General features: G+C 70.8%; 15 protein-coding genes. 9 read left to right on the top strand and 6 right to left on the bottom strand.

Translation table 11 applies throughout. The features are described 5' to 3' along the window. Positions 1-9: 9 nt before the first annotated feature. Both P1K89_RS19765 and soxC read right to left on the bottom strand, forming a co-directional pair. On the bottom strand, positions 10-1,110 hold the full coding sequence (locus tag P1K89_RS19765; protein ID WP_284618218.1) for a c-type cytochrome: 1,101 nt from the start codon (positions 1,108-1,110) through the stop codon (positions 10-12). Next, positions 1,094-2,482 carry a sulfite dehydrogenase gene (gene soxC, locus P1K89_RS19760; RefSeq protein ID WP_439898011.1) on the bottom strand — a complete coding sequence of 463 codons (1,389 nt, stop codon included), beginning with the start codon at positions 2,480-2,482 and terminating at the stop codon, positions 1,094-1,096. The genes P1K89_RS19765 and soxC overlap by 17 nt, the downstream gene beginning before the upstream one ends. Positions 2,483-2,627: 145 nt before the next feature. On the opposite strand from soxC, the gene P1K89_RS19755 reads away from it, so the two are divergent. Beyond that, complete coding sequence (locus tag P1K89_RS19755; protein WP_284618216.1) at positions 2,628-4,118, top strand: ABC transporter substrate-binding protein; 1,491 nt, start codon at positions 2,628-2,630, stop codon at positions 4,116-4,118. Positions 4,119-4,131: 13 nt separating this feature from the next. Further along, a complete protein-coding gene (locus P1K89_RS19750) occupies positions 4,132-5,463 on the top strand; it encodes a tetratricopeptide repeat protein (RefSeq protein WP_284618215.1) in 1,332 nt (443 codons plus the stop codon). A gap of 3 nt (positions 5,464-5,466) precedes the next feature. On the opposite strand, the gene P1K89_RS19745 is transcribed toward P1K89_RS19750, so the two are convergent. Next, positions 5,467-6,282 carry a Crp/Fnr family transcriptional regulator gene (locus tag P1K89_RS19745; RefSeq protein WP_284618214.1) on the bottom strand — a complete coding sequence of 272 codons (816 nt, stop codon included), beginning with the start codon at positions 6,280-6,282 and terminating at the stop codon, positions 5,467-5,469. A 148-nt stretch (positions 6,283-6,430) separates the two neighbouring features. On the opposite strand from P1K89_RS19745, the gene P1K89_RS19740 reads away from it, so the two are divergent. Next, complete coding sequence (locus P1K89_RS19740) at positions 6,431-7,132, top strand: TetR/AcrR family transcriptional regulator (RefSeq protein WP_284618213.1); 702 nt, start codon at positions 6,431-6,433, stop codon at positions 7,130-7,132. Positions 7,133-7,142: 10 nt separating this feature from the next. Here P1K89_RS19740 and P1K89_RS19735 read toward each other — a convergent pair whose 3' ends face one another. After that, positions 7,143-7,865 carry a histidine phosphatase family protein gene (locus P1K89_RS19735; RefSeq protein WP_284618212.1) on the bottom strand — a complete coding sequence of 241 codons (723 nt, stop codon included), beginning with the start codon at positions 7,863-7,865 and terminating at the stop codon, positions 7,143-7,145. A gap of 85 nt (positions 7,866-7,950) precedes the next feature. Between P1K89_RS19735 and P1K89_RS19730 the strand changes: the two genes are divergently transcribed. The 5 genes from P1K89_RS19730 (at position 7,951) to P1K89_RS19710 (ending at position 12,805) form a co-directional block, all read left to right on the top strand. Then, positions 7,951-8,865: a glutaminase gene (locus P1K89_RS19730; RefSeq protein ID WP_284618211.1), complete on the top strand. Its 915-nt coding sequence runs from the start codon at positions 7,951-7,953 to the stop codon at positions 8,863-8,865. Between the two features lie 150 nt (positions 8,866-9,015). Beyond that, entirely contained in the window at positions 9,016-9,195 is a 180-nt protein-coding gene (locus tag P1K89_RS19725; RefSeq protein ID WP_284618210.1) for a hypothetical protein, read from the top strand. Positions 9,196-9,875: 680 nt separating this feature from the next. Beyond that, entirely contained in the window at positions 9,876-11,909 is a 2,034-nt protein-coding gene (gene fusA / locus P1K89_RS19720; RefSeq protein ID WP_284618209.1) for an elongation factor G, read from the top strand. A 193-nt stretch (positions 11,910-12,102) separates the two neighbouring features. Further along, entirely contained in the window at positions 12,103-12,411 is a 309-nt protein-coding gene (locus P1K89_RS19715) for a hypothetical protein (protein WP_284618208.1), read from the top strand. Between the two features lie 211 nt (positions 12,412-12,622). Further along, positions 12,623-12,805, top strand: a complete 183-nt coding sequence (locus P1K89_RS19710) for a hypothetical protein (protein WP_284618207.1) — start codon at positions 12,623-12,625, stop codon at positions 12,803-12,805. Between the two features lie 65 nt (positions 12,806-12,870). Here P1K89_RS19710 and P1K89_RS19705 read toward each other — a convergent pair whose 3' ends face one another. After that, on the bottom strand, positions 12,871-13,731 hold the full coding sequence (locus P1K89_RS19705; RefSeq protein ID WP_284618206.1) for an FAD/NAD(P)-binding protein: 861 nt from the start codon (positions 13,729-13,731) through the stop codon (positions 12,871-12,873). Further along, positions 13,653-14,267 carry an FAD/NAD(P)-binding protein gene (locus P1K89_RS19700; RefSeq protein WP_284618205.1) on the bottom strand — a complete coding sequence of 205 codons (615 nt, stop codon included), beginning with the start codon at positions 14,265-14,267 and terminating at the stop codon, positions 13,653-13,655. Before P1K89_RS19700 ends, P1K89_RS19705 begins: the two co-directional genes overlap by 79 nt. Positions 14,268-14,417: 150 nt before the next feature. Between P1K89_RS19700 and P1K89_RS19695 the strand changes: the two genes are divergently transcribed. Beyond that, positions 14,418-15,125 (top strand): RBBP9/YdeN family alpha/beta hydrolase, encoded by a 708-nt coding sequence (locus P1K89_RS19695; RefSeq protein ID WP_284618204.1) that lies wholly within the window; start codon positions 14,418-14,420, stop codon positions 15,123-15,125. The last annotated feature ends 41 nt before the right edge of the window (positions 15,126-15,166 follow it).

The raw sequence follows: 15,166 nt of genomic DNA, 5'->3' as shown, positions 1-15,166 counted from the left end.
GCGACCGTATCACGGCCGCGCACCGTTCGCCAGCCAGCGGGCAATCGTCTCGGCTTCGCCATCGGCCAGGGTCTGTGGCGGCATCGGCACCGCCCCCCAGACGCCGGAGCCGCCGGCCTTGATGCGGCCGGCCAGGTAGGCCACCGCGTCGCCCCGCGTGCCCTGTTTCGACGCGATCTCGCGGAACGCCGGGCCGACGATCTTGTTCTCGACGCCGTGGCAGGCCACGCAGCCCTGGGATTGCAGCAGGGCGAGCACCGGACCGCCGCCGGCGGCCGGGTTGGTTGCGGGACCGGCCGCCATGCTCGTCGAGGGAGGGGCCGTGCGCACGCCCCGCTGCGCCCCTACGAGCCGGTTCTGGTCGGCGAGGTTCCCGTGCGCGTTGCGGGCATGGTCCGGCAGCGCCGAGGCGATGCGCGGCGGCGCCTTCTCGCAGTCGCGCATGCAGGCGCTGCCCTGCACGTCGGGCTTCGCGCCGGCGCCCAGGCCGTCGCCCGGCCACAGCGCATGGCGCGTCGTCATGCCGTCGCGGTTCGGCAGCTTCTGCTGCACCTCGCGGATCGTGTGCTGGTCGAGCACGAAGCCCTCGTCGACGATGCCGCCCAGGTTCAGCATGTAGGCGGTCACCGCGTAGACCTCGTCGGTCGACAGCGTCTTCGGCGCGTTCCACGGCATCGCGCGGCGGATGTAGTCCCACAGCGTCGACACGGTGGGCAGCTTCATCAGCGTCGTGCGCGCCGGGTAGGCCCGTTCGGCCAGCGTCGCGGTGCGGCCGCGCTGCACGTCCGCCGGCGTGGTGCCGCCGACCAGCGGATGGAAGACCTGGTTCGATTCGCCGAAGGTGCCGTGGCAGGAGGCGCACTGCGCCTCCCAGAGCTTCTCGCCGGCGGCCACCGAGCCGCGGCCCGGCGGCAGCCCGAGGAAATCGGGGCGCACGTCGATGTCCCAGGCGGCGACCTCCTTCGGCGTGGCAGGGCGGCCGATGCCGGGGTAATTCGTCGCGGCCGCTGCAGCGGCTGCAGTGCCCGCGGAAGGGCCTGACGCCGCGGCGCCGAGCAGCAGCACCACGCCCAAGGCCCGAAGCGGGCCGGCCCTACGCGAGCTGGACATTGCGCACCTCGCCGTTCTCCTGCACCCACCAGGTCTGGATCGCGTTGTTGTGGTAGATCGAGCGCGTGCCGCGCACCGCGCGCAGCGCACGCATCGCCGGCTGCACGTGGCCGGTGGAATCGGTCGCGCGGCTGCAGATCAGCGCCGGCTTGCCGTCCCACACCCAGTCGAGCGAGAAGCGCGTCAGGCACTTCGACATCACCGGCGCCTGCAGCCGCGCCGGCCGCCAGTTGGCGCCGCCGTCGACCGACACGTCGACCTTGCGCACCGCGCCGCGGCCGGACCAGGCGAGGCCGCTGATCGCGTGGAAGCCCTTCTGCAGCAGCGCCTGGCCGCCGGACGGCGTGGTCACCACGCTCTTGCATTCCTGCGTGCTCGAGTACTGGCGATGCGTGCCGTCGGGCAGCAGGTCGATGTAGTGCACGGCCTCGTCCTTGGTGGCCCAGGGCTGGTCGCCGACCTCGATGCGGCGCAGGTACTTGACCCAGCTCACCCCCTGCACGCCGGGCACCACCAGGCGCAGCGGGTAGCCGTTCTCCGGCCGCAGCATCTCGCCGTTCTGCCCGTAGGCCACCAGCACCTCGCCCGACTCGACCAGCGCCATCGGCAGCGTGCGCGTCATGCCCGAGCCGTCGGCCCCTTCGCCCAGCACGTAGCGCGCGCGCTTGAAGTCGACGCCGGCCAGCTCCAGCAGCGTGCGCAGCGGCACGCCGGTGAACTCGCTGCAGCTCAACATGCCGTGCGTGTATTGCACGGTCGGCACCGCGACGTTGCCCCATTCCATGCCGGTGTTCGCGCCGCACTCGATGAAGTGGAAGCGCGACACCGACGGCAGCCGCATCAGCTCGTCGAGCGTGAAGACCATCGGCCGCTTCAGCAACTGCTCGGTCGAGCCGTTGAGCATCAGCCGGTGCTGCGTCGGGTCGATGTCCCACCAGCCCTGGTGGTGGCGCTCGAAATGCAGGCCGCTGGGCGTGACGATGCCGAACAGCGACTGCAGCGGCGCGAAGGACACCGAGGCCTGCGCGGTCTGCGTCAGCCCCGGGCTGGGGCGGCGCTGCACGTTGGCCTCGTACTGGGAGGGCCTGCCGTAGCCGTCGCTGGCCACCGGCTTGCCGAGGCCCGTGCTGTGCGGCGGCAGGTTGAGGATCTGCGGCTCGCCGTCGGCCGCCGCCATCGTTTCCCGGCCCTGCGCGCGGGCGGTCCCGGCGGCCAGCGCCAGGCCGGACGCCGCACCGGCCAGCGCGCCGCGCAGGAAATCGCGCCGACCCTGCCGCGCCTCGGCGAACACCCTGCGCACGCCGGTGGCATCGATGAAGTTCTCCGGCGCCTTGCGCAGCCGGCCGGGCGATGGGGGCAGGGCGTCGTTCACGAGCATTCAAATATAAGCACAAAAGGATATTAGACCTGCAAGCGCGCCGTGTCGGAGGGTGTTAACCCGCAGCGCGCGGCGACGCGGGCGACTGCGGCTAGCATCGCCGACGCTGTCGCCGACCGATTCGCTTCGAGGAGCCCGCATGATCCGCCGCCGCACCGCCCTGAGCCTGCCCGCCGCCGCCGTCGGCCTGACGCCCTGGTGGGCGCAAGCCCAGTCGAAGAAGGACACGCTGGTGCTGGCGATGACGCTGGAGCCGCCGGGCCTGGATCCCACCGCCGGCGCCGCCGCGGCGATCGGCGAGGTGGTGCACTACAACATCTTCGAGACGCTGACGAAGATCAACGGCGATTCGTCGATCACGCCGCTGCTGGCGCAGAGCTGGACCGTCACGCCGGACAACAAGACCTGGGCCTTCAAGCTCAGGACCGGCGTCACGTTCCACAACGGCGAGCCGTTCAACGCGAGGACGGTCAAGTACTGCTTCGAGCGCAACGTCGAGCCGGGCAGCACCAACAAGGACAAGGCGACCTTCGCCAACATCGTCAACATCGCGACCACCGACGACCACACGGTGGTGCTGACGCTGAAGAACCCGAACCCGGATTTCCTGTTCCAGCTCGGCCAGGCGACGGCGTCGATCGTCGAGCCGAAGAGCGCGGCCAACAACAACACGCAGCCGGTGGGCACCGGGCCGTTCAAGCTGGAGAGCTGGGCCAAGGGCTCGTCGGTGGTGCTGGCGCGCTGGGACGGCTGGCGCGACGCGAAGTCGATCCGCCTGCGCCGCGTGACGATGCGCTTCATCAGCGATCCGGCGGCGCAGGTGGCGGCGATGCTGGCCGGCGACGTCGACCTGTTCCCGCGCATCTCGGCGGCCAAGTCGCTCGAGCAGTTCAGGCGCGACAAGCGCTTCCAGATCCTGATCGGCGGTTCGCGCGCCAAGACCATTCTGGCGATCAACAACAAGAAGAAGCCGCTCGACGACGTGCGCGTGCGGCGCGCGATCGCAATGGCGCTCGACCGCAAGCAGGTGGTCGAAGGCGCGGCCGACGGCTTCGGCACGCCGATCGGCAGCTACTACGTGCCGGGCGCGCCGGGCTACGTCGACCTGACGGCGGTGAATGCCTACAACCCCGAGCGCGCGAAGGCGCTGCTGAAGGAGGCGGGTGTCACCACGCCGCTGGAGCTGTCGCTGAAGCTGCCGCCGACGCCCTACGCACGCCAGGGCGGCGAGGTGGTGGCCGCGATGCTTGCGAAGGTGGGCATCGTCGCGAAGCAGGAGAACATCGAGTGGGCGCAGTGGCTGTCCGGCGTCTACGGCCAGAAGGCCTACGACCTGACCATCATCTCGCACGTCGAGCCGCTGGACTTCGGCAACTTCGCGCGGCCGAACTACTACTGGAACTACGAGTCGCCGAAGTTCAACGAGCTGTGGGCCAAGGTCAACGCCACTGCCGATCCGAAGGTCCGCAACCAGCACCTGGCCGACCTGCAGCGCCTGGTGGCCGACGACGCGGTGGCCGCCTACCTGTACCAGCCGACCTGGATCACGATCGCCAATGCGAAGCTCGGCGGCCTGTGGAAGGACATGCCGATCTTCGCCAACGACCTGCCCGCGCTGCACTGGACCTGACGGACCGGCCGTGATGGTGGAGGCGCGCGATCCGTTCGGCCTGCCGATCGCCGTGCAGCAGCCCGGCAGCGCGGTCGCGGTCAACGGCTTCGTCGAGGGCTTCCTCGGCTACACGCCGCGCATCCTGGAGGTGCTGGCGGTCGCGGACAGCGATCACAGCCTGATCGTGCAGGCCTGCGCCGCGGCGCTGCAGATGTTCGCCGAGAACGGCGCCGCGCCGGCGAACGCGCGGCCGCACCTGGAACGGGCCGCGCGTGCGCATCTTCCCAGCTCCGAAAGAGAGCGGCAGTTCGCGGCCGGCATCCGGCTGTGGGTCGACGGCGATACCGCAGCCGCGCTCGCCACGCACGAAGCCGCGCTGGCGCGCTGGCCGCGCGACCTGTGCACGCTGAAGCTCGCGCAGTACCACGCGTTCAATCTCGGCGATTCGCCGGCGCTGCTGCGGCTGGCCCTGCGCGCGCTGCCGGCGGCGCACGACATCGCCTGGCTGCACGGCATGCTGGCCTTCGGCTGGGAGCAGTGCCACCGGCTCGACGAGGCCGAGCACGCCGCGCGGCTGGCGCTGGCGATGCGCCCGGCCGAACCCTGGGCGCAGCATGCGCTCGCCCACGTGATGCTCACCGACGGCCGCCTCGCCGAAGGCGCGGCCTTCCTGCGCGCGGCCAGCGGCCAGTGGCGCGGGCTGACCTCGTTCATGCGCACGCACAACTGGTGGCACCTGGCGCTGATGCTGATCGAGCTCGGCGACGAGGCCGGCGCGCTGCGGCTCTACGACGACGAGGTCTGGGGCGTCGACAAGTCCTACTCGCAGGACCAGGTGGGCGCCGTGTCGCTGCTGGCGCGGCTGGAGCTTGCCGGGCTCGACGTCGGCGCCCGCTGGCAGGAGCTGGCCGGCTGGCTGGAGACGCGGCTCGACGACCGCGTGCAGCCGTTCCTCGACCTGCAGTACCTCTACGGCCTGGCGCGCGCCGGCCGCCCGGAGGCCGCCGCGCTGCTGTCGCGCATCGAAGCCGACGCGCCCGACGCGCCGACGGCCACGCGCGAAGCCTGGCAGCGTGTCGCGGTGCCGGCCGCGCGCGGCTTGCTGGCGTACGCCGAAGGCCGCTGGGACGAGGCGGCAACGCAGCTCGAAGCGGCGCTGCCGCGCCTGGTCTCGATCGGCGGCAGCCATGCACAGCGCGACCTGTTCGAGCAAATCCACCTCGACGCGCTGCGCCGCGCCGGCCGCCATGCGGGGGTGCTCAATGCCTTGCAGCCGCGCGCGAACGCGCTGCCGCAGTCGCTGCGCCTGAAGCGCCAGGTGCGCGAGAGCTGCGCGGCGCTCGGCATTCCGGCGCCGAACTGACGGCTAGAACGCGGGTTCGGCCAGCGCTTCGAGCGCCGCGAGGTCCAGCACCTCCCAGCGCCCGGTCGCCAGCCAGAGCACACCGTCGCGCTCGAGCTTCTTCAGCCCGGCATTGACGCGCTGGCGGCTGGCGCCGAGCAGGTCCGCGAGATCCTGCTGCGACAACTTCAGCCCGATGCGCACGGCGTCGCCGGCCGCCCGCGCGCCGAAGCGCCGCGCCAGCTGCAGCAGCTGGCGCGCGAGTCGGTTCTCGAGCGGCAGCGACAGCGCATCGGCGAAGAGCCCCATCAGCGCGCGCGTGCGGCGGCCGTTCAGCCGCGCCAGCGCGATGCCGAAGTCGGCATGGCGGGCCAGCAGCTGCAGCAGGTCGTCCTTCCTCAGCACCAGCAGCGTCGCATCGGCACAGGTCTCGGCATCGCAGGGCGCGGCCAGGCCGTCGATCAGCGGGATGTCGCCGAACCACGCGCCCGGCTCGACGAGCTGGAAGTTCACCTGGCGGCCCGAGGCCAGGCTGGTCGACAGCCGCACCGCGCCGGCCGCGACGCCGTACCAGGCCTCGCCGGCCCCCGAGCCGCCGCGGATCAGCACCGCGCCGGCGCGCAGCCGCCGCACCGTCGCGCGCGCCAGGATCGCGTGCTGCAGCTCGGCCCCGAGGCTCGCGAACCAGGCATCGCCGCGCACCGCCTGCAGTTCCGGCGCCGTCAGCTTCGCGTGGCCGGCGACGGCAGCGAGGCCCACCACCGGCGCCGGTCCGCGCAGCGGGTCGAGCAGCGGGTTGGCGATCGATTCGGACATGGCGGCCAGCGGCTGAGCGGACATCGTGCTTCCCAATCGAGCTCAAGACTAAAAAAATACCGAGCGCTCGCTCGGTTTTGTGGAGTCTACAATCCGCGCGCCCTGGGGTCAACGCGCCTTATCCGGCACTTCCGACCCGCCCGCCCGGCCTCACCGACCCGTTCGACGCCGCATGCTCCTGGACCTGCCGCCGCGCTTTCTGTTCGCCGATTTCAAGCGCGTCGCGCCGGTCGACGCGAGCACGGTCTGGGACAAGCTGCTCGAGCGCAATGCGCACCGGCTGACGGTCAAGCGCCCGGCCGCGCTGGAGAACCTGCGCACCATCGTCGAGACGACCTTCAAGCTGGCGAACAAGGTCGGCTTCGGCGCGATGACCCTGCGCGACCTGAGCGGCGCCTGCGGGCTGTCGATGGGCGGGCTCTACGGCTACATCGCCAGCAAGGACGACCTCGCCGCCATGATCGAGGACATGATCCGCTACCTCGCCGCGGAGATCCCCGGCTGGTTCGACGGCCCGTGGCCAGCGCTGGAGCGGCTGGAGGCGACGCTGCGCGGCCACCTCTACATCACCGAGATCCTGCAGCCCTGGTTCTACTTCGTATTCCTGGAGTCGCGCACCTTGTCCGACAGCCAGCGCCAGGTCGCGAAGGCTTCCGAGATGGACGTGCAGGCGGGCTTCAAGCGCCTGTTCGCCGAGGCCGGCATCGACGACGAGTTGGAGGCGCAGGTGCTCGCCGGCCACTTCCTCGCCCTGAGCCAGGACTGGTACGTCAAGCGCTGGAAGTACCGGCAGCTGAAGGTGCCGGTCGATACCTTCGCCGACAGCCTGTGCCGGCTGGCGCGCGCGCGCATCGAGGCGACGACGGTCGACTGACGCCCGCGTGTCAACGGGCCGCCGGCACCGTGCTCGGCTGCTCGGGCAGGCCCAGCAGGTGCGCGTCGTCGGCCCACTGCAGCACCGTCAACGCACCGTCGGCGAAGCGCAGGCGGTTGATGCCGGTGTTCGGGATCGCGCAGGCGCGTGCGCCCGACAGCGGCAGCTCGTTCGCCGCGCGCCACAACATGTCCAGCACGCCGCCGTGCGTGACGACGGCGATGCGCCGGCCCGCATGGGCCTCGACGGTGGCTTCCAGCGCGCGCTTGACGCGGGCATAGAAGTGCAGGTTGCTCTCGCCGCCTTCGGGCAGCGCGTAGTCGGCGTCGTGCTGCACCCAGCGCTCCCACAGGTCGCGGTGCTGGCGGCGGATCGTCGTCACGTCCAGGCCCTCGAGGATGCCGAAGGCCTGCTCGCGCCACAGCGGCTCGATGTTCGGCGCGAGGCCGTGCCGGCGCGCGATCGGCGCGGCGGTGGCCTGCGCGCGCTGCAGGTCGCTGACCACCAGCACGTCGATGGCTTCGCCGGCCAGCCGCTCGCCCAGCCGCGCCGCCTGCTCCAGCCCCATCGCGTTCAGCGGCACATCGATCTGGCCCTGGAAGCGGTGCTGGCGGTTCCAGTCGGTCTCGCCATGGCGGATCACGATCAGCTCGGTCCCGGGCCCGCCCGGCCGCCCGAAGGGCCCGGAGCGCCCCTCGGGGGCAGCGAACGAAGTGAGCTTGGGGCTGTCCATTCCTTCAATTGTCCGTCGTCGGCAGCGGGCCGCCTGGCGCGCGCTTGGCACACTGCGGGCAAGCATCACGAACGACCGAAGGCCCATGGACTATCCCGCCATCCTCCAGCAAGTGCACGAACGCATCGCGCCGGTGATCGGCCAGGGCCGCGTCGCCAGCTACATCCCCGAGCTGGCGACCGTCTCGGCGCAGCACTTCGGCATGGCGGTGGTCGGCATCGACGGCAGCGTGCATGCGATCGGCGATGCCGAGGTGCCGTTCTCGATCCAGAGCATCAGCAAGCTGTTCACGCTGGTGATGGCGCTGCAGGTCGAAGGCGATGCGCTGTGGGAACGCCTGGGCCGCGAGCCCTCGGGCAACCCGTTCAACTCGCTGGTGCAGCTGGAGCACGAGCACGGCAAGCCGCGCAACCCCTTCATCAATGCCGGCGCGCTGGTGCTGGCCGACATCCTGTGCACGCGCTACGCGGTGCCCGATACCGCGGTGGTCGAGTTCCTGCGCAAGCTCGCCGGGCACGACAACATCCATTACGACCGCCGCGTCGCCAAGTCCGAGCGCGACACCGCGCATCGCAATGCGGCGATGGCCTACTTCATGAAGAGCTTCGGCAACCTGAAGAACCCGGTCGGCCACGTGCTCGACGCCTACTGCCGGCATTGCGCGATCGAGATGAGCTGCATCGACCTGGCGCGCGCGGTGACCTTCCTCGCCAACCACGGCGTGCTGCCGCGCACCGGCGAGCGGCTGCTGACCGCCAGCGCCGCGAAGCGCCTGAACGCGCTGATGCTGACCTGCGGCACCTACGACGCGGCCGGCGACTTTGCCTTCCGCGTCGGCCTGCCGGCCAAGAGCGGCGTCGGCGGCGGCATCCTCGCGCTGGTGCCGGGCGAATGCGGCGTCTGCGTCTGGTCGCCGGGGCTGGAGCCCTCGGGCAACTCGCTCGCCGGCTCGTTGGCGCTGGAGACCTTCACGACCTTGACGGGGCGGTCGATCTTCTGATCCCGCGTCGCGCACGCTCGTCGCAGGTGCCGACGCTTCATCCGCGTGCCGAGACAGTTCATTGCAAGCCGCTGTCGCGCCGCGGCCCCGGTGCCTAGAGTTCACTCCATCGCAACACCGCGATGCCACTCGAAAGCACCGGAGTCCACCATGTTCAAGCAGATCAGCGCCCAAGCCACCGCCTTCGGCCTCGCCGCGCTGGTGACGCTGGCCTCGCTGGGCAGCATGGGTGCCCTGGCCAATACGAATGTCGCCAGCGCGATGAGCAAGGCCGACAGCACGCCGGTGCAACAGGTCGTCGTCGTCGGTCAGAAGGTGCCGCGAGGCTGAGCCCGACCGTCGATGCACGTGCGCGCGGCCACCTTGCTGCCCGACGTGTCTAAAGTCCAATGACACGTCGCGGCGCTGCGCAGTACAAACGCGACGCTGGCAGACTGGTGCGGGCGTCAGGACTGATCCAACGACGCACCTCGCGTGCTTCATCGCCGGCCGGCTGATAACCGGCCGGCGTTCTCTTTCGCGCGCACGCATGACTGCCACGCTGCGCGTGTGCGGAAAGCCGAACGCCATCGCGTGGTCGCCGCAGGCATGGCCAACCTGGTTTGACACAGTCGTCCGGCGAGGCCGCGGCTGTCTTGTCGGTTGGAGACAACGCCCCATATCCCCGGTGTTGCGATGCTCTCCGGGCTTGCTGGACAATGCTGACCATCATGAAGAACCTCGACGTGATCAAGGCGACTTTCGCCACCTGACAGCGCCTTTCGATCGCGTTCGGAAGGCCTGCGTGCCTTCCGGCTGAAAACCCCGGCAGGCCCCCGCCCTCCGGGGTTTTGTCTATTCAGAGTTCCATCATGCGCACCTTCGACAAGTTGATCGCCACGATTTCCGCCCGCCGGAGCGGGGATCTCGTGCGCCCGCGCTTCGGCCGCAGTCTGCTTCTTCGACGCTAGCCCGTCAGGCGAATCGGCCTGAGGGCAGCGCTTTGCCCAACTGGCCCTAGAAAGTTCGCCATGAACTCGAACAACAGAAACCTCCGCAACATCGGCGTCATCGCTCACGTCGACGCAGGCAAGACGACGACCACCGAACGCATCCTGTTCTACACGGGCGAGAACCATCGCATCGGCGAGGTCCATGACGGCACGACCCGCATGGACTTCGATCCGCAGGAACGTCAGCGCGGCATCACGATCAACAGCGCGGCGACGACCGTGCAGTGGAAGGGCGCGCAGATCAACCTGATCGACACGCCGGGTCACATCGACTTCAACATCGAGGTGAACCGCTCGCTGCGGGTGCTCGACGGCGCTGTCGTGGTGTTCGACGGTGTCGCCGGCGTCGAGCCGCAGACCGAGACCAACTGGCGCCTGGCGGACAAGTACCGCGTGCCGCGCGTGGCGTTCGTCAACAAGCTCGACCGCGTGGGAGCGGACTTTCTGCGCGTCGTGGCGATGATGCGCGAGCGGCTGGGCGTCACCGTGGTGCCGCTGCAGTTGCCGATCGGCGCGGAGGGCGACTTCCGTGGCGTGGTGGATCTGCTGACGATGCGCGCCCTGGTGTGGGATCGCGACGATGCGCGCGAGCCCTGTCGCGAGACCGATGTGCCGGCAGAACTGATGGAAGCCGCGCTTCGACAACGGTCGTTGCTGGTCGAGGCGGTTGCGGAGCAGGACGAGCGGGCGCTGAGTGCGTACCTCCAAGGCGAGCCCTTGGATGCCGCGCTGCTGCGCACGTGCATCCGCCGCGGCACGCTGTCAGGTGCGTTCGTTCCGGCGCTGGCTGGTTCGGCCTTCAAGAACCGCGGCGTGGAGCCGCTGCTTGACGCGGTCGTCGACTACCTGCCGTCGCCGGAGGACGTCGTGCGCGTGGAAGGCGAGCCCGCGTCGGACCCGGAGGGACCGTTCGCGGCGCTCGCATTCAAGGTCGTGGCTGATGACCACGGTCCGATGGTCTTCGTTCGTGTGTACCGCGGTCGCCTGCGGCGCGGGGCAACCGTGCTCAATACGAGCACGGGACGCTCGGAACGCGTCTCGCGCCTGTACGAAGTGCACGCCGATGACCACATCGAGCGCGACGAGCTGCGTGCGGGCGACATCGCTGGGATCGTCGGGCTGAAGGAGACGCTGACCGGACACACCTTGTGCGATCCGGCGCATCCCCTGCATCTGGAGGAGATCAGCGTGCCCGACCCGGTGATCGACGTGGCGATCGAACCCCGCACGCGTGCGGACGCGCAGGGCCTGGCCAAGGCGATGCAGTTGATGCTGCGCGAGGATCCGAGCCTGCGGATGAGGCAAGACGCCGAGTCCGGGCAGACGATCCTCTCCGGCATGGGTGAGCTGCAGCTCGAGGTGTCGATCGAGAAGCTGCGGGCACGACACGGGGTCGACTTGCAGGTTGGCCGACCTCAGGTGGCCTACCGCGAGACGATCACGCGGGCGGTGGACGTGCATCACGTGCACAAGAAGCAGTCCGGCGGTCCTGGCCAGTTCGCAGAGGTGCGGCTGCGCTTCGAGCCCTTGGCTCGCGGCGAAGGCGTCCGTTTCGACAGCCAGGTGGTGGGCGGCGCGGTACCGCGCGAGTTCGTGCCTGCTGTCGAGCAGGGTGTCCGTCGCGCTGCGCAGACCGGAGTGGTCGGTGGCTTCGCCTGCGTGGACTTCCAGGTCACGCTGGTGGACGGCAGCTTCCACGAGCGCGACTCGTCGTCGCTGGCGTTCGAGCTGGCCGCGGCGGCCGCGGCGCGCGAAGGGTTCGCCCGAGCGTCGCCGCAGCTCCTGGAGCCGGTGATGGCGGTGGAAGTGGTCACTCCGGTCGAGTACCTGGGCGACTGCATCGGCGACCTGCATCGTCGACGCGGCGTTGTGCGTGGTCAGCAGTCGCGGGGCAACGCGGCGGTCGTCGACGCCCGGGTGCCGCTGAAGGAGATGTTCGGCTACATCGGCAGCCTGCGCGCCCTGTCCTCAGGACGCGCGCAGTACACGATGCAGTTCGATCACTACGACGCAGCCCCGGCCAGCATCGCGGCTGAGGTCGCTGCAGGTTGAGGCGTTGCCCGCGTCATGGGTGACATGCGCAGGAGGAGGATGACATGGGTGAACCATTCAACGAGGCTGTGCCTCCGGCGACGCCGGAGGCACAGCCCGATCGATGCGAGGTCCCGCGCAGGACCGCGGCGCTGGCTGGCGCACGGCATCGCTTCCTTACAGTGCAGCAAGGAACGGCCACCACAATGAACGCATGCAGCTGTCCAGGCCCAAGCTTGTGTTTCTCCCATTCGGCGCCGAGCGCTTCCTGCCGCGCCAGCCGAAGGAAGGGACCGTCCTGGGTGTCGTGCAACACGGCATGCTCACGGGCGCCCTGCTGAAGAAGGACGACGGCTCGTACGCGCAGGTCAACGGCGACATCACGCAGCCGCTCAACACCTCGCGCGTGGAACATGCGATCCGCGCAGCCGGTGGGCTGAAGCGGGCTCGTGAACGGGTGGCCACCCCGGCCATCGTCGTCATGAAGCGGCGCCGCAAGATCGATCCGGCGTTGCGCGGGTAGGCAGCACGGCGGCGCTCACCACCCGTCGACGCCGCCACGCCACCGCGCTACGCGCGCTTCATCCCGCCAAGCGCAACCGTACGTCGCGTGCGGTGACGGTTCATCGATCAACCACGGCACTTGGTCGCAAGGCGCTGTCGCGATCGGATCCCGGTCCCTAGAGTTCACGCCATCGCAACACCGCGATGCCCCTCGACAGACCGGAGCCACCATGTTCAAGCAGATCAGCACCCAAGCCACCGCCTTCGGCCTCGCCGCGCTGGTGACGCTGGCCTCGCTGGGCAGCATGGGCGCCCTGGCCAACACGAGCGTCGCGAGCCACGACCTCGCCCAGGCCGGCAGCGCGCCGGTGCAGCAGGTGGTCGTGGTCGGCAAGCGTGAATCCCGCGGCTGATCGTCCACCCCGCTGCGAACGATGAAGCCCCGCCTCGGCGGGGCTTTCGCTTTTTCAGGCCCCGCTCAGGGCGCGAGCAGGCGCTGCGCGAGCGTCCAGGCGTGCTGCCGCAGCTCGGGCACGGCGGTGGCTTCCCAGTCGCGCGCCTTCAGCAGCGGGCCGATGTACGACAGCCGCGGCGTCGGCAGGCCGTCGCGGCCGATCACCGCGTAGCCGTGACTCACCTGCAGGCCGAGGCCGAGCGGGTCGGCACTGATCCAGCCGGCGTCGAGCAGGTCGCGCACCAGCGGCGACGCGCAGCGCCGCAGGTCCGAGCTCGGGCCGGTGCAGTTGACGAGGTGGTCGACGGCGAGGCGTTCGACATCCGGCATGCCGCGGCGCTTCAGCGTCACGTCGAGCCGGCCGTCGCTGCGGGGCTCGACCGCGACGATGCGGGCCGCGCGCACCTCGAGCCGGCCGTCGTCCACCAGCTGCCGGTAGGCGTCGTGCGCACTCGGCGCGCAGCGGTGGCGCAGCGCTTCCCAGTGCGGCCGCGCATGGCGCAGGAAGCGCGCGCGGTCGGCGCTCGACAGCCGCTGCCACAGCGCCGGCGTGTGCGGCCGCAGCGCGCCGATGACGTCGCGCCAGTCCTCGCCGCGCGCCGATCGCGCCGCGAAGTGCTCGCGCAGCACGCGCCACTGCCGGCGCAGCGTGTCGCCCATCGCGTCGACCAGCGCGCCGGCGTCCAGCGCGCCCGGTGTCGCGCCGCTGCGGCGGTGCGATTGCGGCGCGAGGCCGCGGCGCGAGATGCTGACCAGCTGCCCGCCGCGGGGTCCGCACGTCAGCGCCAGCGCGACATCGACCGCCGTCAGCCCGGCGCCGACGAGCAGCACGTCTGCATCGGGCGCGATGCCGCGCAGTGCATCGCGCGCCCAGGGATCGCGCACGTAGCGCGGGCCGGCCGCGGCCAGCGACTGCGGCGGCAGCGGGTCCAGCGGCGCGAAGTGGCCGAACGCCAGACGTGGTCGACCGCGATCAGCCCGCCCTGCGCCATACGGATCGCGACGCCGGCCCCGGCGTCGATGTCCAGCCCGATCACGCGGCCGACCACGCGTTCCAGCGCGATCGTCGGCGCGGCGGTCAGCTCCGCGGCCGACAGCAGCGCCTCGAGGTAGGCGCCATACAGCCGGCGCGACACGAACGAGCCGGGTCCGACCTGCGGATCGGACCAGCGGCAATAACGCAGGAAGTCATCGGCATCCTGCGCCAGCGCGCTCATGTTGCCGGCCGGCACGTTCAGCACGTGTTCGCGGCTGGACGTGCCGTAGGCCAGGCCGCGCGCGCAGCGACCCGATTCGTTGATCAGCACCACCTGCAGGCCCTCGGGCGGCGCGTGGCGCAGCAGCTGCACCGCGGTGACCGCGCCGCTGAAGCCGGCGCCGACGATGGCGATGCGGCGGGCGCGGGCCGAAGGGTGCGTCAAGGGCCTGGGGCGGCTCGCTGCAGACGACGTGGCGCGCATGATAGGGGCCGCTTGCTCGGCCCGCGCCTAAACATCGGACGAAGGCTTCGTTCCGCTTGCGCGCGCCGCGGCCAACACTCGCCGCATCGAGATTCGACCAGGGGTGCCGCGATGACCGGCGGAACGTTCGACGACGACGATGACGACGGCGGCGCCGCGGAGCTGTTCTGCCGGCCGGCCGCCGCGCAGACACCGCGGCTGCTGATCGTGCCGGGCCTGCACGACAGCGGGCCGGCTCACTGGCAGAGCTGGCTGCAGGCGAGCTGGCGGCCGAGCGCGCGCGTCGCGCAGCGCGACTGGCACATGCCGGACCTCGAGCGCTGGAGCGCGCGCATCGACGCGACGCTGGAGCGCGCCGGCGGTGGCGGGCCGTGGATCGCCGCGGCGCACAGCTTCGGCTGCCTGGCGCTGGTGCACCACCTCGCGCGCAGCGTCGCAGCGGGACCGCACTCGCCGATCCGCGCCGTGCTGCTGGTCGCACCCGCCGAGCCGGACCGCTTCGGCCTGGCCGACGCGCTGCCGCAGCGCCCGCTCGGCCTGCCGGCGATGCTGGTGGGCAGCCAGAACGACCCGTGGATGAGCGCCGGCAGCGCGCAGCGCTGGGCCGGGCGCTGGGGCTGCCAGTGGGTCAACCTGGGCGAGGCCGGCCACATCAATGCCGAAGCCGGCTTCGGGCCGCTGCCGCTCGCGCGGCGCTGGGCGCTGGCGATGCAGCAGCGCCTGGCGCAGCAGCAGCGCCAGCGGACGATCGAGGCGGCCGAAGCCGCCTTCCCTCGTTCGTCGCATGAGCAACGAAGCTTTCATTCGTTCGCCAAATGAGCCGGGCTTCCTAGCATCACGGCCATCGATCGCACCTTCCC

It is taken from the genome of Aquabacterium humicola (genome assembly GCF_030167915.1).
Classification (GTDB): domain Bacteria; phylum Pseudomonadota; class Gammaproteobacteria; order Burkholderiales; family Burkholderiaceae_C; genus Pseudaquabacterium; species Pseudaquabacterium humicola.
Note: the sequence above shows the minus strand (reverse complement) of the source record. Positions and strands in the feature narration are given on the sequence as shown.